Annotated in this window: 19 protein-coding genes; 14 read left to right on the forward strand and 5 right to left on the reverse strand. The window is 53.6% G+C overall.

Going from position 1 to position 20692, the window contains the following annotated elements; translation table 11 throughout:
- The first annotated feature begins 193 nt into the window (after positions 1 to 193).
- On the forward strand, positions 194 to 940 hold the full coding sequence (gene phoC, locus PGR09_RS08645) for an acid phosphatase PhoC (protein WP_380376193.1): 747 nt from the start codon (positions 194 to 196) through the stop codon (positions 938 to 940).
- 218 nt (positions 941 to 1158) lie between these two features.
- Here the strand turns inward: phoC and PGR09_RS08650 are convergent, their stop codons facing one another.
- Positions 1159 to 1710 carry an NAD(P)H nitroreductase gene (locus tag PGR09_RS08650; protein WP_348876450.1) on the reverse strand — a complete coding sequence of 184 codons (552 nt, stop codon included), beginning with the start codon at positions 1708 to 1710 and terminating at the stop codon, positions 1159 to 1161.
- A 164-nt stretch (positions 1711 to 1874) separates the two neighbouring features.
- Between PGR09_RS08650 and sppA the strand changes: the two genes are divergently transcribed.
- The 4 genes from sppA (at position 1875) to PGR09_RS08670 (ending at position 6966) form a co-directional block, all read left to right on the forward strand.
- Entirely contained in the window at positions 1875 to 3728 is a 1854-nt protein-coding gene (gene sppA / locus PGR09_RS08655; protein WP_430916046.1) for a signal peptide peptidase SppA, read from the forward strand.
- A 140-nt stretch (positions 3729 to 3868) separates the two neighbouring features.
- Positions 3869 to 4885 (forward strand): asparaginase, encoded by a 1017-nt coding sequence (gene ansA / locus PGR09_RS08660; RefSeq protein WP_045393280.1) that lies wholly within the window; start codon positions 3869 to 3871, stop codon positions 4883 to 4885.
- A 10-nt stretch (positions 4886 to 4895) separates the two neighbouring features.
- Positions 4896 to 5537 (forward strand): bifunctional nicotinamidase/pyrazinamidase, encoded by a 642-nt coding sequence (gene pncA, locus PGR09_RS08665; RefSeq protein WP_380376198.1) that lies wholly within the window; start codon positions 4896 to 4898, stop codon positions 5535 to 5537.
- A gap of 172 nt (positions 5538 to 5709) precedes the next feature.
- Positions 5710 to 6966 carry a glycoside hydrolase family 18 protein gene (locus tag PGR09_RS08670; RefSeq protein ID WP_380376201.1) on the forward strand — a complete coding sequence of 419 codons (1257 nt, stop codon included), beginning with the start codon at positions 5710 to 5712 and terminating at the stop codon, positions 6964 to 6966.
- 79 nt (positions 6967 to 7045) lie between these two features.
- Here PGR09_RS08670 and PGR09_RS08675 read toward each other — a convergent pair whose 3' ends face one another.
- Together PGR09_RS08675 and msrB are read right to left on the reverse strand one after the other, a co-directional pair.
- Complete coding sequence (locus PGR09_RS08675; RefSeq protein WP_015366149.1) at positions 7046 to 7324, reverse strand: YeaC family protein; 279 nt, start codon at positions 7322 to 7324, stop codon at positions 7046 to 7048.
- Between the two features lie 41 nt (positions 7325 to 7365).
- Entirely contained in the window at positions 7366 to 7779 is a 414-nt protein-coding gene (gene msrB, locus PGR09_RS08680; RefSeq protein ID WP_045393286.1) for a peptide-methionine (R)-S-oxide reductase MsrB, read from the reverse strand.
- Positions 7780 to 8117: 338 nt separating this feature from the next.
- Here msrB and gapA point away from each other — a divergent pair, with 338 nt between their 5' ends.
- Positions 8118 to 9113, forward strand: coding sequence for a glyceraldehyde-3-phosphate dehydrogenase (gene gapA, locus PGR09_RS08685; protein WP_004203784.1), 996 nt, complete (start codon positions 8118 to 8120; stop codon positions 9111 to 9113).
- 71 nt (positions 9114 to 9184) lie between these two features.
- Complete coding sequence (locus PGR09_RS08690) at positions 9185 to 10069, forward strand: D-hexose-6-phosphate mutarotase (RefSeq protein ID WP_213797711.1); 885 nt, start codon at positions 9185 to 9187, stop codon at positions 10067 to 10069.
- 332 nt (positions 10070 to 10401) lie between these two features.
- On the opposite strand, the gene PGR09_RS08695 is transcribed toward PGR09_RS08690, so the two are convergent.
- Positions 10402 to 11148 carry a MipA/OmpV family protein gene (locus PGR09_RS08695; protein ID WP_047076760.1) on the reverse strand — a complete coding sequence of 249 codons (747 nt, stop codon included), beginning with the start codon at positions 11146 to 11148 and terminating at the stop codon, positions 10402 to 10404.
- 427 nt (positions 11149 to 11575) lie between these two features.
- On the opposite strand from PGR09_RS08695, the gene yeaG reads away from it, so the two are divergent.
- The 6 genes from yeaG (at position 11576) to PGR09_RS08725 (ending at position 18608) form a co-directional block, all read left to right on the forward strand.
- Entirely contained in the window at positions 11576 to 13510 is a 1935-nt protein-coding gene (gene yeaG / locus PGR09_RS08700; protein WP_015366145.1) for a protein kinase YeaG, read from the forward strand.
- Between the two features lie 117 nt (positions 13511 to 13627).
- Positions 13628 to 14911, forward strand: coding sequence for a YeaH/YhbH family protein (locus PGR09_RS08705; protein WP_015366144.1), 1284 nt, complete (start codon positions 13628 to 13630; stop codon positions 14909 to 14911).
- A 637-nt stretch (positions 14912 to 15548) separates the two neighbouring features.
- Positions 15549 to 15764 carry a hypothetical protein gene (locus PGR09_RS08710; RefSeq protein WP_047077931.1) on the forward strand — a complete coding sequence of 72 codons (216 nt, stop codon included), beginning with the start codon at positions 15549 to 15551 and terminating at the stop codon, positions 15762 to 15764.
- Positions 15765 to 15969: 205 nt separating this feature from the next.
- Positions 15970 to 17460 (forward strand): diguanylate cyclase DgcJ, encoded by a 1491-nt coding sequence (gene dgcJ, locus PGR09_RS08715; protein ID WP_063415167.1) that lies wholly within the window; start codon positions 15970 to 15972, stop codon positions 17458 to 17460.
- A gap of 60 nt (positions 17461 to 17520) precedes the next feature.
- Positions 17521 to 18021: a YbaK/prolyl-tRNA synthetase associated domain-containing protein gene (locus tag PGR09_RS08720; RefSeq protein WP_430916047.1), complete on the forward strand. Its 501-nt coding sequence runs from the start codon at positions 17521 to 17523 to the stop codon at positions 18019 to 18021.
- Positions 18022 to 18161: 140 nt separating this feature from the next.
- On the forward strand, positions 18162 to 18608 hold the full coding sequence (locus tag PGR09_RS08725; protein ID WP_045393296.1) for a DUF441 domain-containing protein: 447 nt from the start codon (positions 18162 to 18164) through the stop codon (positions 18606 to 18608).
- Here PGR09_RS08725 and PGR09_RS08730 read toward each other — a convergent pair.
- On the reverse strand, positions 18592 to 19386 hold the full coding sequence (locus tag PGR09_RS08730) for an AraC family transcriptional regulator (protein ID WP_163351358.1): 795 nt from the start codon (positions 19384 to 19386) through the stop codon (positions 18592 to 18594). The genes PGR09_RS08725 and PGR09_RS08730 overlap by 17 nt on opposite strands.
- A gap of 97 nt (positions 19387 to 19483) precedes the next feature.
- Between PGR09_RS08730 and PGR09_RS08735 the strand changes: the two genes are divergently transcribed.
- Entirely contained in the window at positions 19484 to 20665 is a 1182-nt protein-coding gene (locus tag PGR09_RS08735) for a CynX/NimT family MFS transporter (RefSeq protein ID WP_047077928.1), read from the forward strand.
- The last annotated feature ends 27 nt before the right edge of the window (positions 20666 to 20692 follow it).

The raw sequence follows: 20692 nt of genomic DNA on the forward strand, positions 1-20692 counted from the left end.
AGCGTCCAAACGGCAAGGTGATAAGTGCGACAGTCCGAAATCGCGAGTGGTTGCTCATTAAGCAGACAAATATGCGTTTTTGCGATACCGAACAATTTTTTCAATGTGATTTTAACTTTTACTTACAGATGACAAAAATGTGACTAAAAACAAAACCATTGTTCTGGACATATAACACCGTAAGGAAATGTAGATGAAAAAGCGCGTTCTCGCCCTCTGCTTCGCCAGCCTGTTTTCCGTTAACGCTTTCGCACTGGTCCCTGCCGGCAACGATGCGACAACCAAACCCGATCTCTATTATCTGAAAAATGCCCAGGCCATCGATAGCCTGGCGCTGCTGCCGCCGCCGCCGGAAGTTGGCAGTATCGCATTTTTAAACGATCAGGCGATGTATGAGAAAGGACGACTGCTGCGCAATACCGAACGCGGTAAACTGGCGGCTGAAGATGCCAACCTTAGCGCCGGCGGCGTGGCGAATGCCTTCTCCAGCGCCTTTGGTTCGCCCATCACCGAAAAAGACGCGCCGCAGCTGCATAAGCTGCTGACGAATATGATTGAGGATGCCGGCGATCTGGCCACCCGCAGCGCGAAAGAAAAATATATGCGCATTCGCCCGTTTGCGTTCTACGGCGTCTCAACCTGTAACACCACCGAGCAGGACAAGCTGTCGAAAAACGGCTCTTATCCTTCCGGTCACACCTCAATCGGTTGGGCAACCGCGCTGGTACTGGCGGAGATCAACCCGCAACGACAAAACGAAATTCTCAAGCGCGGCTATGAGCTGGGCGAAAGCCGGGTTATCTGCGGCTATCATTGGCAGAGCGACGTCGATGCGGCGCGTATTGTCGGCTCGGCGGTAGTGGCGACCCTGCATACCAATCCGGCTTTCCAGCAGCAGTTGCAGAAAGCCAAAGATGAATTCGCCAAAACGCAGAAGTAACGTCATCGCCTTTGCATTCCCGGAGGCGGCGCGCTGCGCCTTCTCCGGGCTACCAAATCGCAAAGCGCTGTAGCCCCGGTAAGCGGCAGCGCCACCGGGGATTTTGAGATAGCCAGCATAAGTAGTTTCAGCCAGCATGGTGAATAAATTAAAGGCAGGCCGCACGCCCCGTAGGCCGGGTAAGGCGCCAGCCGCCACCCGGCGTAACAAGCGTTGACTCAGAAGCGCGTGACGAACGGCGCGGTATCCGGTCGCGCAAACGTGGTTGCTGCTTTTAACTGCGGCGTGCCGAGGTAAAGGAAACCGACAATTTTGTCCCGCTCGCGGCAGCCAAAGCCTTCGCGGACAACCGGACTCTCGGTTAACGCGCCGCTACGCCAGATACCGTTAAAGCCCTGCGCCACTGCGGCCATTTGCATCGCCATCACCGCGCATCCGGCGGACATCTCCTGTTCCCACTGCGGCACCTTCGGATGCTCTTCGCAGCGCGCGACCACCGCGATAATCAACGGTGCGCGAAACGGCGCATTGCGTGCTTTTTCAATGGCTTTTTCATCCTGCCCGGCGGCCATCGCCCCTTTTTCCAGCAGTTGACTAAAGCGTTCGCGACCATCATCGGCAATAATAAAGAACCGCCACGGCTGTAACGTACCGTGATCCGGCGCGCGCATCCCCGCATGAAGGATATTTTCCAGCTGTTCGCCAGCCGGAGCCGGGTCGGTCAGGCGCGACGCGCTGCGGCGATTTACCAGTAGTTCGAGAGCATCCATCTGTGTAACTCCTGTGATGTCATTTTGCATAAAATTAACATGCGCATGGATTTTGTTACAGCCCGATGGGTGATTCCTGCTGACAAGCGTCGGCACTCTCTTTAGGATAGCCAGACGCGGCAGCCCCTGCGGCTGACCCATCATCAAAATATTAGGGAGAATACATGCGAACCCTTTGGCGATTTCTTGCCGGATTTTTTAAATGGACATGGCGAATACTCAATTTCATTCGCCAATTCGCGCTGAACCTGGTGTTCCTGGCACTGGTGCTGATTTGCATCGGCATCTGGGCGCAGTTTAGCAGCAGCACCGCGGAACATACCGCACGCGGCGCGCTGCTGATGAACATCACCGGCGTGGTAGTTGATAAGCCTTCCGCCAGCAGCAAACTGGGAGTCATCGGTCGCCAGCTGTTCGGCGCCAGTTCCGATCGTCTGCAGGAGAACTCACTGTTCGATATCGTACAGACGATTCGCCAGGCGAAAGACGACCGTAATATCACCGGTATCGTACTGGATCTGAAAAACTTCGTCGGCGGCGATCAGCCTTCGATGCAGTACATCGGTAAAGCGCTACGCGAGTTCCGCGACAGCGGTAAACCGGTATATGCCGTCGGCAGCAGCTACACCCAGGGGCAATACTACCTGGCGAGCTTCGCCAATAAAATTTGGCTCTCGCCGCAGGGTGAAGTCGACCTGCACGGCTTTGCCACCAACGGTCTGTACTACAAATCGCTGCTGGATAAACTGAAAGTCTCGACCCACGTTTTCCGCGTCGGTACCTACAAATCCGCCGTCGAGCCGTTTATTCGCGACGACATGTCGCCGGCTGCGCGTGAAGCGGACAGCCGTTGGATCGGCGAACTGTGGCAGAACTATCTCAACACTATTGCCGCTAACCGCCAGATCACCGCGCAGCAGCTGTTCCCCGGCGCTCAGGGCGTGATCGACGGCCTGCGTAAAGTCGATGGCGATACCGCGAAATACGCGCTGGATAACAAGCTGGTCGACGAGCTGGCCACCTCGACGGAAGTGGAAAAGGCGCTGACTAAGCAGTTTGGCTGGAGCAAAGCGGATAACAACTATCGCGCCATCAGCTACTACGATTACAACGTCAAAGCGCCTGCTGAACAGGGTTCAGCGGTAGCGGTTATCTTTGCGAACGGCGCCATCATGGATGGTGAAGAAACGCCGGGTAACGTCGGCGGCGACACCACCGCGGCGCAAATCCGCGACGCGCGCCTGGATCCGAAAGTCAAAGCGATCGTTCTGCGCGTCAACAGTCCTGGCGGCAGCGTCAGCGCCTCGGAGGTCATCCGCGAAGAACTGGCGGCGGCGAAAGCGGCGGGTAAACCGGTGGTGGTCTCAATGGGCGGCATGGCGGCATCCGGCGGTTACTGGATCTCCACCCCTGCGGATTACATCGTGGCGAACCCGAGCACCCTTACCGGCTCCATCGGTATCTTTGGCGTGATTAACACGGTGGAAAATACGCTCGCTTCAATTGGCGTCCATACCGATGGCGTCGCCACCTCGCCGTTGGCCGATGTCTCAACCACCAAATCGCTGCCGCCGGAAGTGCAGCAGTTAATACAGCTGAGCATCGAAAACGGCTATAAGCGCTTTATCACCCTGGTGGCTAACGCGCGTAAGAGCACGCCGGAGAAGATTGACCAAATCGCGCAAGGCCACGTCTGGACCGGTGAAGACGCCAAGGCCAACGGTCTGGTGGATAGCCTCGGCGATTTCGACGACGCGGTGGCGAAAGCCGCGGAGCTGGCGAAACTGAAACAGTGGCATATCACCTGGTACCAGGAAGAACCAACGTTCTTCGCGATGGTGATGGATAGCCTGACCGGTTCAGTGCGCGCGGCTCTGCCGGCCGCCATCCAGGCATACCTGCCTGCGCCGGTTGCGGCAGCCGCGGACGTTGTGAAAACGGAAAGCGATAAACTGGCGGCATTTAACGATCCGCAGAATCGCTATGCCTTCTGTCTGACCTGCGCCAATATTCGTTAATCCCCCGTCTGCCCCCGCCGTGGGGCAGCGTTTCAACGACATTAAATTCAAGCGCTTCTCTGCAACTCCCAGGGTTAGCGCTTTATTTTTTTGCCTGCCACTTTATACTGCGCCTGTTCACATCCAACCTAAGCGATGCTATGCAAAAGAAATCGATTTACGTTGCCTACACCGGTGGGACCATCGGTATGCAGCGCTCCGATCACGGTTATATCCCCGTTTCCGGCCACCTGCAGCGCCAGCTGGCGCTGATGCCCGAGTTCCACCGCCCGGAGATGCCGGACTTCACTATTCATGAATATGCGCCGTTGATGGATTCGTCTGATATGACGCCGGAAGACTGGCAGCATATCGCTGACGATATTCGCGACCACTACGACCAATACGATGGCTTTGTTATCCTGCACGGCACCGATACCATGGCCTTCACCGCTTCGGCGCTGTCGTTCATGCTGGAGAACTTAGGTAAGCCGGTGATTGTGACAGGGTCACAAATCCCGCTAGCCGAGCTGCGTTCCGATGGGCAAATCAATTTGCTCAATGCGCTGTACGTCGCCGCCAACTATCCCATCAACGAAGTTTCGCTGTTCTTCAATAATCGTTTGTATCGCGGCAACCGCACGACTAAGGCCCACGCAGACGGTTTTGATGCCTTTGCTTCGCCAAACCTCGCGCCGCTGCTGGAAGCCGGTATCCATATCCGCCGTCTCGGCACCCCGCCGGCGCCGCACGGAAATGGCGAGCTGATCGTTCACCCGATTACGCCGCAGCCGATCGGCGTGGTCACCATCTATCCGGGGATTTCTGCCGATGTGGTGCGTAATTTCCTGCGTCAGCCGGTGAAAGCGCTGATCCTGCGCTCCTATGGGGTAGGCAATGCGCCGCAGAACGGCGAGTTTATTCAGGTCCTGGCGGAAGCCAGCCAGCGCGGCATTGTGGTGGTGAACCTGACGCAATGCATGTCGGGTAAGGTGAATATGGGCGGCTACGCCACCGGCAACGCACTGGCGCAGGCCGGTGTCATTAGCGGTTTTGATATGACCGTGGAAGCGACGCTGACCAAGCTACACTATCTGCTCAGTCAGAACCTTGATGGTGCGGCCATTCGAAACGCCATGCAGCAAAACCTGCGCGGCGAGCTGACCCCCGATGAATAAGGAGCATGCTATGAGCCACCGCGCACTGCTATTGGTCGACCTGCAAAACGATTTCTGCGCCGGCGGCGCGCTAGCCGTCCCCGAAGGCGATAGCACCATTGATATCGCAAATCAGCTGATCGACTGGAGCCTGGCGCGCGGCGACGCCATCATCGCAAGCCAGGACTGGCATCCGGCCAACCACGGCAGCTTTGCCAGCCAGCATCAGGCAGAGCCCTATGCCCAGGGCGAGCTTGATGGCCTGCCGCAGACTTTCTGGCCCGATCACTGCGTGCAGCATAGCGATGGCGCCGCGCTGCACCCGTTACTGAAACAGCAGGCCATCAACGCCGTGTTTCATAAAGGGCAAAACCCGGCAATCGACAGCTACAGCGCGTTTTTCGACAACGGTCACCGGCAGAAAACCGAGCTGGATGGCTGGCTACGCGCGCACGGCGTGACGGAGCTGAACATTCTCGGCCTCGCGACGGATTACTGCGTTAAATTTACCGTGCTCGATGCGCTGGATTTGGGCTACACCGTTAACGTTATCACCGACGGCTGTCGCGGTGTCAACCTGCAGGCGCAGGACAGCGCCGTTGCCTTTATGGACATGGCCGCCGCCGGAGCCACGCTCTACACCCTCGATGACTGGCTGGAAACTCAGCCCTGACGTCGCGCCCGGCGTACCTCACGCCGGGCGGTATTTACCGCCTCGTTGACCTCGATAAATTGAGCTGTCTCGCAGTTTCCCCGGATAAGGGCTGATACTGTGGGCAGGCTGTTTTTTCGCCACGCCATTTCCGTGGCGTGTGCGTTTTTATTATTGTCAAAGAGGAACTCCGATGAAACTTTTGCCCTTGCTGGCAGCATTACCCCTGCTCTGCGCCTCTGTCGTTTCCGCGCAATCTTACATGTCGGTCGGCTACTTTAACGGCGGCGGCGACGTCACCGCAGGCCCCGGCGGCGATATCGACAAGCTTGATGTCCGACAAATAACCCATCTTAACTACTCGTTCGGCCTTATCTACAACGATGAAAAAGACGAGACCAACGACGCGCTGAAAGATCCTGACCATCTCCATCAAATCTGGCTGTCGCCGAAAGTACAGGCGGATTTACAAAAACTGCCGGCGCTACGTCAGCAAAACCCGGATCTAAAAGTCCTGCTCTCCGTCGGCGGCTGGGGCGCGCGTGGATTTTCCGGCGCGGCAGCCACGCCGGAAAGCCGGGCGGTGTTTATTCGTTCGGTTCAGCAGGTCATTAACCAGTATGGCCTTGATGGCATCGATCTTGACTGGGAATTTCCGGTTAACGGCGCCTGGGGATTAGTGGCTAGCCAACCGGCGGATCGCGATAACTTTACCGCGTTGCTTAAAGAACTGCGTGCCGCCGTTGGCACTAAGAAACTGGTGACCATCGCCGTGGGCGCTAATGTTGAAAGTCCAAAAAGCTGGGTCGACGTGAAAGCGGTCGCCCCGCAGCTGGATTACATCAATCTGATGACCTACGACATGGCCTACGGCACGCAATATTTCAACTCCAATCTGTATGACTCCCGCCACTGGCCGACGGCGGCCGCAGCGGATAAATACAGCGCCGATTTTGTGGTTAATAACTATCTGGCTGCTGGTCTCAAACCCAGTCAAATGAATCTCGGTATTGGTTTCTATGGCCGGGTACCGAAACGTGCCGTCGAGCCAGGCATCGACTGGAGTAAGCCGGATGCGCAGAAAAACCCGGCCACCCAACCTTACTTCGGGGCGCAGCAAATCGAGTTGTTTAAATCGCTGGGTTATGACCTGAGCAAAGATACCTATGTGAAATACAACGATATTGTCGCCAAACTACTAAACGATCCGCAGAAACGCTTTACTGAACATTGGGATGACGAAGCGAAGGTGCCGTGGTTATCGGTAAAATCAGCCGATGGCAAAGCGCTATTCGCCCTGTCCTACGAGAACCCTCGTTCGGTGGCGATCAAAGCCGATTACATCAAGAGCAAAGGGTTAGCGGGCGGCATGTTCTGGGAATATGGCGCAGATGATAAAAACCAGCTTGCCCGACAGCTGGCCGAGTCGCTAGGTATCAAGACGCAGTAAAGCGCGAGCCCCGGAAGCACGACGCGACCGGGGTGACTTAAAGAGCCGCCCGATTAAACCGGGCGCTCAGTGCAGCAGATTACTGCGGTTTGAACGTCGCAATCGGCTTCGGCACGATTCCGAAATCCTCTTTCAATTGCTGTTTGCTCTTCATCACCATCTGACCGTTGGTGTCGATGGTCATATGCTGCGCATCCGTGTTGTTGCGCGCCTGCCACAACATCACCAGCTGCATGCTGTTTTCTTTTTGTTCCGGGGTCAGCGCAACGCCGTCCGGCCATTTTCCTAACTCCACCGCGGTGGCTAAACGTTGGTACAGTTCCGGCGTCATACTGGCAATAATTTGCTCGATATCCATCTTCTGCTCATCCGACTTGGAATAATTTGCTGAATCGTTTCTTAGCCTTTGGTTCGCTCGCCGTTTTGGTCATCGGTGAAGCTTAATGAGGCCGAATTGACGCAAAAACGCTCGCCGGTCGGCTGCGGGCCATCCGGGAAGACATGCCCCAGGTGTGCATCGCAATTGCCACAGCGAATTTCCGTACGCTGCATACCGTGGGAGTAATCATTGAGATAACGAATCGCGTCGTCGCTCACCGGCTCATAGAAGCTCGGCCAGCCACAGCCGGAGTCATACTTGGATTGTGAGTGAAACAGCGGCGCATCGCAGACCAGGCAGTGGTAGATGCCGTCTTTTTTGTTATGCAGCAACCGACCGGTAAACGGCGGTTCGGTACCGTGATTCTGCGTCACATAAAACTGCATCTCGCTCAATTCTTGTTTGAGCTCGTCAGGAGATGGTTTATTAGCCATGTGATTACTTCTCGCTTTGAAAGGGCAACTTTACCCGTTGATTCTAACAAAACATTAACAATGAAACCTGTACTTTTGTTCTAAACTTATCCGATGCCATCAGGCAGCCAGATAATTGTGATACTAATCACATTTTTATCTTATATGACCTTTAAAATTCCGGACGCAGTCCCCATATGGAATTGGGCTCAAAGGGAGAGTGAGGCAAATCAATCGCGCAAAGGTCTGCTCAGGATTGATTTGTCGCAATGATTGACACGATTCCGCTTGACGCTGCGTAAGGTTTTTGTAATTTTACAGGCAACCTTTTATTCACTAACAAATAGCTGGTGGAATATATGACTATCAAAGTAGGTATCAACGGTTTTGGCCGTATCGGTCGCATTGTTTTCCGTGCTGCTCAGAAACGTTCTGACATCGAGATCGTTGCAATCAACGACCTGTTAGACGCAGAGTACATGGCTTACATGCTGAAGTATGACTCCACTCACGGTCGTTTCGACGGCACCGTTGAAGTGAAAGACGGTCATCTGGTCGTTAACGGTAAAAAAATCCGTGTTACCGCTGAACGTGACCCGGCTAACCTGAAATGGGACGAAGTTGGTGTTGACGTTGTTGCTGAAGCAACCGGTATCTTCCTGACCGACGAAACCGCTCGTAAACACATCACCGCTGGCGCGAAAAAAGTCGTTCTGACTGGCCCGTCCAAAGACAACACTCCGATGTTCGTTCGCGGCGCTAACTTCGACACTTACGCAGGCCAGGACATCGTTTCTAACGCATCCTGCACCACTAACTGCCTGGCTCCGCTGGCTAAAGTTATCAACGACAACTTCGGTATCGTTGAAGGCCTGATGACCACCGTTCACGCTACCACCGCAACTCAGAAAACCGTTGATGGCCCGTCTCACAAAGACTGGCGCGGCGGCCGCGGCGCAGCTCAGAACATCATCCCGTCCTCTACCGGCGCTGCTAAAGCTGTAGGTAAAGTACTGCCAGAACTGAACGGCAAACTGACCGGTATGGCGTTCCGCGTTCCGACTCCGAACGTATCCGTTGTTGACCTGACCGTTCGTCTGGAAAAAGCAGCGTCCTACGAAGAAATCAAGAAAGCAATCAAAGCGGCTTCTGAAGGCGCAATGAAAGGCGTTCTGGGTTACACCGAAGACGACGTTGTATCTACCGATTTCAACGGCGAAGTTTGCACTTCCGTGTTCGATGCTAAAGCTGGTATCGCACTGAACGACAACTTCGTGAAACTGGTTTCCTGGTACGACAACGAAACTGGTTACTCCAACAAAGTTCTGGACCTGATTGCTCACATCTCCAAATAAGTTGAGATGAACAAGTAATTAATAAGAGCGGCTTCGGTCGCTCTTTTTTTTGCCTGAAAGAGGATGGCGTAATGATTAATAAAATTTTTGCTCTCCCGGTGATTGAACAACTTTCTCCTGCTTTATCCCGCCGCCAGCTGGACGATCTTGAACTTATCGTCGTTGACCACCCGCAGGTAAAAGCTTCCGTCGCCCTACAGGGCGCTCACCTGCTCTCCTGGCAACCGGCCGGTGAAGAAGAAGTTTTGTGGTTGAGCAACAATACCCCATTTAAAAGCGGCGTCGCCCTGCGCGGTGGCGTACCCATCTGCTGGCCGTGGTTCGGCCCATCAGCGCAACAGGGGCTGCCGTCGCACGGTTTCGCACGTAACCTGCCGTGGGCGCTAAAATGCCAGGACGAAGATGAAAACGGCGTGATGCTGACCTTCGAGCTCCAGAGCAGTGACGAAACCCGCAAATACTGGCCGCACGACTTCACGCTGTATGCGCGCTTCAAGCTGGGTAAGACCTGCGAGATCGAACTGGAAGCCCACGGCGAGTTTGAAACCACTTCTGCCCTGCACACCTACTTCAACGTTGGCGATATCGCGGCGGTGAAAGTTAGCGGCCTTGGCGATCGCTATGTTGATAAAGTGCTGAATGCCGAAGAAGGCGTGCTGAAAGACGGCATCCAGACCTTCCCTGACCGTACCGACCGCGTTTATCTGAACGCCGAAGCCTGCAGCGTGATTCATGATGATGTCCTGAAGCGCAACATCGATGTGGTCCATCGCCACCACGGTAACGTCGTTGCCTGGAACCCGGGCCCGGCGCTTTCCGTCAGCATGGGCGATATGCCGGATGATGGCTACAAAACTTTCGTTTGCGTCGAAACCTGCTGCGTGACCGTGCCGCAGAAAGCCAGCGAAGAGAAACCCACCCGCCTGGCGCAGACCATTCGCGTCGTGAAGCGTTAATCAACGCGCAAACCCTGTACGAAAACGCCCGATAACCGTCGGGCGTGAGCGGGTAGCCTATGTGCGCCTGATGGCGCTTCGCTTATCAGGCCTACTTTAATGGGGCGACAGGGGGCGGCCAGTCGCCACCAACACCGGCAGTGTCAGTAACCATAGGTACGAGATAGAGATTTAAGCTCACAATGGCACGGACCGTAGGCCGGATAAGGCGTAGCCGCCACCCGGCATAAACGCGAATTGTCGTGGGAGTTCGCCACTTTCGCGCCACCGTATAGCAAAACAGGGCATAACGCCCTGTTTTGATGCACAAAAAAGTCTGTCGTAGTGCGCTGTTAGAAGGTGTAGGTAATCCCGGTCGAAATCAGGCCGCTCCAGGATTTGTCCACCATCGGGCTATCGGTGATTTCGTCAGACAAACGAGTGTAGCGGGCGATACCGTAAACGCTCCAGTCGCCGAGGAAACGATAGTTCGCCGCCAGCTCCAGATACGGGTTCCAGCTGCTGTCAGGATCGTAGCTGCGCATGCCGCTGCGATTAGACTCATGCTTCGAGACGCCGTAGTAGTATTCGTTTTGATTGTCGCTGTTCCACTCCACGCCAATACCCGGCGTCAGGGTCAGGTTGCCGTTGGTATAACGGTACAGCCAGGCCAGATCCCAGGTGATACCGTTGCTGTTGTCCAGCGTATCACCGGCAAGCGTCGTACGCAGGAATCCGTACTGAGTGTTATGAACGTAGCTCAAACCCGCCATCATGGTGGATTTGCGGCGGTCCAGCTTGCGCATCTGCGAATTGTCGCTGTCGCCCGGCTTGAAATACATCGGCGACCAGTAAGCGGTCACGGACAGTTTGTCGTTGGTATCATTCCACAGGTAGTAACCACCACCCAAACCGTGGAACCAGAAATTATCACTTTCATAACTAATGACAGGTACCGGGTAAACATCTGCATCATATTGTTTATAAGGATGCTCGACGACGCCCACGCCGGCCCCCAGCGTTAACTTCCCGTCAGCGTGCGCTGCGCTAGCTGACGTCGCGATGAACACACCCAGTGCCAGAAGTTTGATTTTAGTCACGATCCATATTCCTGTTGTCAAATAATTAGCGCGTGCAGTTTAACGTCGTAGAGGTCATGCCTCAAATGCTTTACTTGCTCTTACACTAAACCGAACAATTTCCCACTGCTTGATGACCGCCCTCTTGCAACTTCATGACGCATTGATGAACGGCTTTGGCAAGATATGCGAAAAATAGCCTGGTTTCCGGATGAGTTATTGATATGTCATTGAAATTGAGTTTTAGCGGCATGCAAGTTTTCTAAATGCATCTACGCTTAAATTTAGAAGGTGTAGTCGCAGAGCACGTTATCCAAATCGCTTCTGTAACCTGGCACGAGGGTTGCTGAGAAGTGAAGGATGTCGTTCAGCCTGCTCCTTCCGGGGGCCCCTACTATTCATATGAACGGCTCTCAACCTGTGCTAAAAAACGAAAGGACGGCATGCCATGAATATATTCGATCACTATCGCCAGCGCTATGAAGCTGCCAAGGACGAAGAGTTCACACTGCAGGAGTTTCTTACCATCTGCCGGCAAGATCGCAGTGCTTATGCCAACGCGGCTGAGCGGCTATTGACGGCCATTGGTGAACCAGTCATGGTCGATACGGCCCTGGAGCCGCGGCTGTCCCGCCTCTTTTCAAACCGGGTTGTTGCACGCTATCCGGCGTTTGAAGAGTTTTATGGTATGGAAGATGCCATCGAGCAGATTGTTTCCTATCTGAAACATGCTGCGCAGGGTCTGGAAGAGAAAAAACAGATTCTGTATCTGCTGGGGCCGGTCGGCGGTGGTAAGTCCTCGCTGGCGGAACGACTGAAATCGCTGATGCAGCGAGTGCCAATCTATGTACTGAGCGCCAACGGCGAACGCAGCCCGGTCAACGATCATCCGCTGTGCCTGTTTAACCCGCAGGAGGACGCGCAGATCCTCAACAAAGAATACGGTATTCCTAACCGTTATCTCGGGACAATCATGTCGCCTTGGGCGGCGAAACGCCTGCACGAGTTCGGCGGCGATATCACTAAATTCCGCGTCGTGAAAGTGTGGCCGTCAATCCTCGAACAGATTGCCATCGCCAAAACGGAACCCGGTGATGAAAATAACCAGGATATTTCGGCGCTGGTGGGGAAAGTGGATATCCGTAAACTGGAACACTATGCGCAAAACGACCCGGATGCCTATGGTTACTCCGGCGCGCTGTGCCGCGCCAACCAGGGGATCATGGAATTCGTCGAGATGTTTAAAGCGCCGATTAAGGTACTGCACCCACTGCTGACGGCGACCCAGGAAGGCAACTATAACGGTACCGAGGGGATCTCCGCCCTGCCGTTCAACGGCATTATCCTCGCGCACTCCAACGAATCCGAGTGGGTAACCTTCCGTAATAACAAAAACAACGAGGCGTTCCTTGACCGTGTCTATATCGTCAAAGTGCCTTATTGCCTGCGCATCTCGGAAGAGATCCGTATTTATGAAAAACTGTTGAATAACAGTGAGCTGACCCATGCGCCATGCGCCCCAGGAACGCTTGAAACGCTGTCGCGCTTCTCTATTCTGTCGCGCCTGAAAGAGCCGGAAAACTCGAGCATCTACTCGAAGATGCGCGTCTATGACGGCGAAAGCCTGAAAGATACCGACCCGAAAGCGAAATCCTACCAGGAGTATCGTGATTACGCCGGCGTCGACGAAGGGATGAACGGTCTCTCTACCCGTTTTGCCTTTAAAATTCTCTCAAGGGTGTTTAACTTCGATCATGCCGAAGTGGCGGCCAACCCGGTCCATCTGTTCTACGTCCTGGAACAGCAAATCGAACGCGAACAGTTCCCGCAAGAGCAGGCCGAACGTTATCTGGAATTCCTCAAAGGCTATCTGATCCCGAAATACGCCGAGTTTATCGGCAAAGAGATCCAGACGGCGTATCTTGAGTCTTATTCCGAATATGGACAGAACATTTTTGACAGATATGTCACTTATGCGGATTTCTGGATTCAGGATCAGGAGTACCGCGATCCGGATACCGGGCAATTGTTCGACCGTGAATCGCTGAATTCGGAACTGGAGAAAATCGAGAAGCCTGCGGGGATCAGCAACCCGAAAGATTTCCGTAATGAAATCGTCAACTTCGTGCTGCGCGCCAGAGCGAATAACAGCGGACGTAATCCGAACTGGACCAGCTATGAAAAACTGCGCACGGTTATTGAGAAGAAAATGTTCTCCAATACCGAGGAGCTGTTGCCGGTCATTTCGTTCAATGCCAAAACGTCTACCGACGAGCAGAAAAAACACGACGACTTTGTCGATCGCATGATGGAAAAAGGCTATACCCGTAAACAGGTGCGCCTGCTGTGCGAATGGTACCTGCGGGTACGTAAATCGTCCTGATAGCGACAAACCCGGTAGCCGCGGCTGCCGGGTTTCAGCACCACGGCTCGTATAATGAAAGACATCTACCCTAATCAACATCAGGGTACAGTTGGCAAATGCAGTACAGGAGGGCATATGACCTGGTTCATAGACCGACGCCTGAACGGGAAGAACAAAAGCGCTGTCAATCGTCAGCGCTTTCTGCGCCGTTACAAGGCGCAGATAAAGCAGTCGATCTCCGAAGCCATCAATAAACGTTCGGTGACCGATATCGACAGCGGTGAGTCTGTCTCTATTCCGACGGACGATATTAACGAGCCGATGTTTCATCAGGGGCGCGGCGGGCTACGTAATCGCGTCCATCCCGGCAACGATCACTTTGTGCAGAATGACCGCATTGAACGCCCTCAGGGCGGCGGCGGCGGAGGCGGCGGTGGTCAGGGGCAAGCCAGCGCCGATGGCGAGGGCCAGGATGAATTCGTCTTTCAGATTTCCAAAGATGAATATCTTGACCTGCTGTTTGAAGATCTGGCCCTTCCCAACCTGAAGAAAAACCAGCAACGCCAGTTGAACGAGTTCAAAACCCATCGTGCGGGTTTTACCGCCAACGGCGTGCCGGCCAATATCAGCGTGGTGCGCTCGCTACAGAATTCGCTGGCGCGGCGAACCGCGATGACCGCCGGTAAACGGCGCGAACTGCGGGCGCTGGAAGACGATCTCGATACCATTGCCAAAAGCGAACCAGCGCAGTTGCTGGAAGAGGAGCGGCTACGTAAAGAGATTGCTGAACTGCGGGCTAAAATTGAGCGCGTGCCGTTTATCGACACCTTTGATTTACGCTATAAAAACTATGAGAAACGACCGGAGCCTTCAAGCCAGGCGGTGATGTTCTGCCTGATGGATGTTTCTGGTTCAATGGACCAGTCCACAAAAGACATGGCGAAACGTTTTTACATTCTGCTGTATTTGTTCCTCAGCCGGACCTATAAAAACGTTGAGGTGGTCTATATTCGCCACCACACCCAGGCGAAAGAGGTGGATGAACATGAGTTTTTCTATTCCCAGGAGACCGGCGGCACGATCGTTTCAAGCGCCTTAAAGCTGATGGATGAGGTTGTTAAAGCCCGCTATGACCCAGCGCAGTGGAATATTTACGCCGCGCAGGCGTCGGATGGCGATAACTGGGCGGACGACTCGCCGCTGTGTCATGAACTGCTGGCGAAGAAAATATTGCCGGTGGTTCGTTACTACAGCTATATCGAAATCACCCGCCGCGCCCACCAGACGCTGTGGCGCGAGTATGAGCATCTGCAGGCGACGTTTGAGAATTTTGCAATGCAGCATATTCGCGATCAGGAAGATATTTACCCGGTCTTCCGCGAGCTGTTCCATAAACAAGGCGCCACCAGTAATACTTAGTCTCATAAATCAGCCAGATAAATACCCATTCTGGCTGATTTATCTGTCACGAAAACACATTGCCAGGCAGATTCTGGCTCCGTACATTTACATTTTGATAATTGCCGAATTAATCCTTTACGCATCGGGCCTCCGGACGGCTAAAATAAAGGTTGCACTATTTTTTCTACTATGCGTTAATGGTTACGTCGATTTGAAAGACAGAAAGATATTACCCAAGCAGTTACTCACACCTCCAGGCGCTATCGCTGATACCACCTTTCCTGAGTCTCTCCAATAGTATTAAGATTCTTCTGCAAATCAAATCCTGTATGCTTTGATACATTAAAAACTGGATAGAAGATGACTAATAAGAGTAATGGCTTAGTAAGACGGTTAAACGCTGGCTGAATTTGATGCGAACTTCTGATTTACGATAACGATGACGGCCTTGACCTGAGTAGATAAATAAGAAGCATCTCATTCAAATCAACACAAAATGGCATAAATTGATAACATAATTTGTCAGGCATGCTATTTTTAGTAGTAACGCAAACGATATTTTCGTTTTGCAGTTCAGCCCATCAGAAATTTACATATTCATCTGTGGGTCAGTGACAAAATGTAAAAAAACATAATAATATAAAAGGATAAAATTATGATTAACAATATTCATTTCCGATGCCCGTGCTGCCATGGGTCACAGTACAGAACCTCACATTTTGATGTGAGCGAAAAAAACCCCTTCGGCGCGAAATGCATTTTTTGCAAATCCGACATGGTGACTTTTGACAATATCGAATCTATCGATGTTTATCAGCCTGTCATGTCACAAGTCGCCGGAAGCAAAATGTTTGCCTCCGCCGCCTCATGAGTGGCCTTTGGCCAGTCCTGCGCACTCTTCAGACACGCGTCATGAAGAGTGCCGCATTTTAGTTAGTCTGCCCTGCCTCGTTCTCCACACCTACACTATCTGTCAGCATAGTTAATCTGACCAGCCGTTCGTTCACCCACGCTCTGGTAGCCTGTTTATCCACTATGATAAAATCAGCTAAACGGGTAAGACGAATCCAAACATCATGAAATTACAGAATAAATTACTGCGACATGTTATTTCCGCAGGCGTTGTGGTGTTGACGTCTTCATTTCTTGTATACGAATTAATCGCTACCCATCGCGATATGTCAGGCTATATGCGATACATCATAGAAAAAGGAGAATCGACCTTTCTCTATGATAAGTATCAGAATCAACTCATCATCTCTCAATTTCTGCGCAAACTGGATACTCCCCCAAATCAAACGGAGCTAGAGCAGGTCTGCAATAGCGTACAACACAACGGGGATGTCAGTGGTTTGAATATCGCCGGATATACCTATCCCCAACTGCATGGCACGCTAAGCGCCGCGCATGCCGACTGCGGCAAGTGGCGTGGCGATATTCCTGCGCTCCAGGCATTCGATCGCGCGGTTGCCAGGAATGATAGCTGGCAGCCAGAGGTTCCTGCGACGCTCAAATCAGAAAAACGCTTTCGCTATTACATAGATCTGGTAAATAAATATATCTATTTTTATGCACCCGTCAGAATTAAAAGCAATCCGATACAGAACTGGAATTTTCTTCAGGACAGTAAACTGGGTATTAGCCAGGCCAGCCTCGATGGTTTAGAACAGGGTCGCTCGCTCATCTCAACCGTGTATGTTGATGCGATGACGGGAAAGAATATTTTATCGTTTTTAACGCCGGTGTATTTCAAGGATAAGCTAAAAGGCGTAGTGATGGTCGATGTGACCGCGCAAGAGATTGAGGCGTTGTTATATACCAGCGACCGGCCTTTAGTGTGGCGCTATCTGGATATTACCTTGAAGGATTCCGATACCGGCGCCCTCATTGAGGTACATCATAGTAAAACACATCTGTTGAATTACGCCCATTACACCCATCAGGTGGCAGAAAACTTACGGATAAGCTTATCTCTTGATATTATGTATTTTCTGCTCAGTTCGTGGAAACTCTTCCTGTTTTATTTACTCTCTACCGCCGCGTTACTGCATCTGGTGCGGGTTCATTTCCGCCTTTATAACTCGGTATCGAAAGAGAATATCAGCGATACCATGACCGGCCTTTATAATCGTAAGATCCTTACTCCGATGCTGGAGTCGCGCCTGCAACGGCTTACCGCGCAAGGGGTTAATGTGGTAACGGTGGCGCTTGACTGCGATGGACTGAAAAAGATCAACGATACCTGGGGGCATAACGCCGGCGACGAAGCGATTATTCTTCTGGCACGGGCTATTTCCGCTTCCATTCGTAGCAGCGATTATGGCGTGCGCTTAGGAGGCGATGAGTTTTTTCTAATTCTGATCGATTATCCGCACGATGAAGCGGAAAATATCCCGGCGAAGATCCGGCAATATCTGGCGATTCATGACCATCAACAGCGCGTCGATTTTTCCTGGGGCGGGGAACATCTCGCGCCAGAACAATCACTCAGCGACGCAATGAAAGCTGCCGATGCGCGCCTGTATATGAACAAAAAGCAGAAAAAAAGCCCCGACCTTCGCAGATAAGTTTTCATTGCCATCGCGCGGGGTTAAGCTTTGCCTTTTCTGTAGAGGAACTATCGCAACATGCAATCGCCAGAGACCGCAGACATACACCAGCGGTTATGTAGCCTCCTTGATCGGCAACAGGCTCGCTACCGGGTTATGGAACATGAAGCCGTTGGTAAATGTGAAGCCGTATCTGCAATCCGCGGTACCGCGCTGGGACAGGGCGCCAAAGCGCTGGTCTGTAAAGTGAAAGGTAATGGGATAAACCAGCACGTGCTGGCTATCCTTGCCGCCGATCAGCAGGCCGATTTATCCCGCCTGGCGCAGCATATTGGCGGCAGTAAAGCGTCACTCGCCAGCCCGGCAGAAGTCGATGCCCTTACCGCCTGCGTATTCGGCGCCATTCCGCCGTTTAGCTTCCACCCTAAGCTAAAACTGGTCGCCGACCCGTTGCTGTTCGAACGTTTTACAGAGATAGCCTTTAATGCCGGCCTGCTGGAAAAATCGATCATTATGAATACCGACGATTATCTGCGTATCGCCCGTCCTGAGCTGGTAGCGTTCCGTCGCGTCATTTAACGCATCGCCGGTATGCGACAAGGTTCACGGGCGGCGCTGGTAGCCTTATTTGCAGCAAATAAATTAAAAGCCTGTTTATTCACGCGATTATGCGTAGAGTAAGCAGGTTTTCTTTTTTTATTTTGGCAAGGATCTCTGGCATGTTCGATACAACCCTGTTTATTTTGCTGGGGCTGGCGGCGCTCGGCTTCATCAGCCATAACACCACTGTCGCTATCTCAATACTGGTGCTCATCATCGTGCGGGTGACGCCGCTTAATGTTTTCTTCCCCTGGATTGAAAAGCAGGGGCTGACCATTGGTATCATCATTCTGACCATCGGCGTGATGGCTCCCATCGCCAGCGGAACGTTACCGCCCTCGACGCTTATCCACTCTTTTGTGAACTGGAAATCACTGCTGGCGATTGCCGTGGGCGTGTTCGTCTCGTGGCTTGGCGGACGCGGAGTCGCTCTCATGGGTTCGCAGCCTCAACTGGTCGCCGGGCTGCTGGTGGGTACCGTGTTGGGCGTGGCGCTGTTTCGCGGCGTCCCGGTCGGGCCGCTTATCGCCGCCGGCATTATTTCACTTTTTATCGGAAAGGCTTAGATAAACTGGCGTGGTAGCGGCCAGGCGTTTGCCCTAATCCTTTTTTAAACATGGTGATAAAGGCGGTTGTTGAATCATAACCAAGCGTCTGGGCGGTTTGCTGTACCGTCTGTCCGCGCACCAGCATCTGCAGCGCCAGAATCAACTGCAGCTGATGCCGCCAGCGGCGAAAGCTAAGCCCGGTCTCCCGCACCACCAGCCGCGCCAGGTTGCGTTCGCTCATGGCGAACGCCGCCGCCCACTGCGACAGCGTCTGCCAGTGCGCCGGATCGCGGGCCATGGTGTCGGCCATCCGGCGGATCTTCGGATGTCCTGAAACCGGCAACTGCAGGTGCTCCTGCGGTTGTTGCGGTAGCTCATCAAATAATACCTGCACCAGGCGCTGCGTAGGCGGCGCGTCAAGCGCCTCCCTGCCGCGTTCGGCAAGGGTCATAATCAACTCTCGCACCAGGGGTGAGATTTTTAACGTGCAGCAATGCTCAGGCATCGGCGCCGCCCCCGGTTCGATGAACAAAAAGCACACCTGCGCCCCTGGCGTTGCACGATTGCTGTGTGGAAGCTGACCCGGTACCCACACCGCATACAGCGGCGGCACCATCCACATAGCGTTATCCACTTCGCAGGTTAAAGCGCCGTGCAGCGCGAGGATCAGTTGACCTTTGCGGTGCTGATGGCGCGGAATAAACTGCTCGTCGTCCACCACCTGGATGCGAAACGCCAGCGCCGCTTCATGGCCGCTGTCTGGTTCATAGCCGTCTAAACCCAGTCCAATCATCAAATTGTCCGATATTAGCGATAATCTGTCATTTTAGCTTGATTCAAACAGCGGTTAAACAGGCTATTGTTACGACCCTGTTTATTAGTCTGAGAACGTTATGAGTCCTGTTTCTTCCTCTGCCGACGGCAGCAAGCTGCTGCTGATTGTCGGCATTTTATTTATCGCCGCCACGCTACGGGTAACTTTCACCGGTATCGCCCCACTGCTGGATGCGATACGCGCTGAATACCAACTGACGACGGCGCAAACCGGGCTGCTCACTACACTACCTTTGCTGGCCTTCGGACTGGTCTCTCCGCTGGCGGCCGGCGTCGCCCGCCGTTTCGGCATTGAGCGTAGCCTGCTGCTGGCGATGGTGATTATTTGCCTCGGGATCGGATTACGTTCCCTCCCCTCAACAGCCTGGCTATATCTCGGTACAGCGCTCATTGGCTGCGGAATCGCGCTGGGTAACGTGCTGCTGCCTGGGTTAATTAAGCGTGATTTTTCCGGCCATGTCGCCCGTATGACCGGCGCCTACTCCATTACCATGGGCGCGGCGGCGGCGGCAGGTTCCGCAATGGTGGTGCCGCTGGCGCTAGTGGGTTTTGGCTGGCGCGGCGCGCTGCTGCTGCTGATGATTTTCCCCCTATTTGCGCTCTTTCTCTGGCTGCCGCAGGCCCGCCGCCAGGCTTCCACGCCGATGACCGGTTCGGGCGCCGCGCACAATCGGGGGATCTGGCGTTCGGCGCTGGCCTGGCAGGTAACGCTGTTCCTCGGCATTAATTCACTGGTCTATTACGTGATCGTCGGTTGGCTGCCCGCAATCCTGCAGAGTATGGGCTACAGCGAAGCGCAGGCTGGCTCTCTGCATGGTCTGTTGCAGCTGGCGACCGCTGCGCCTGGCCTGGCCATCCCGCTAGTACTCCATCGCCTGAAAGATCAGCGTGGCATCGCCGTTCTGGTCGCCTTAATGTGCGTGTTCAGCACGCTCGGTCTGTGGTTACTGCCCGGTCAGGCGGTGATCTGGACATTGATTTTTGGTTTCGGATCCGGCGCTACCATGATCCTTGGCCTGACGTTTATTGGCCTGCGCGCCAGCTCAGCGCATCAGGCCGCGGCGCTCTCCGGCATGGCGCAGACTATCGGTTATCTGCTGGCCGCCTGCGGGCCGCCGCTCATCGGTAAAATCCATGATGCTTACGGCGATTGGCATATACCGTTAATCATCGTCGCACTCATCGCAGTGGTCATGGCGCTGTTCGGCGCCCTTGCCGGAAGGGCGCGGGAAATTCATTAATAACAAGGGTCGGCAGCCGGGGCTGCC

Source organism: Klebsiella sp. 141251 (assembly GCF_050600725.1).
Classification (GTDB): domain Bacteria; phylum Pseudomonadota; class Gammaproteobacteria; order Enterobacterales; family Enterobacteriaceae; genus Klebsiella; species Klebsiella aerogenes.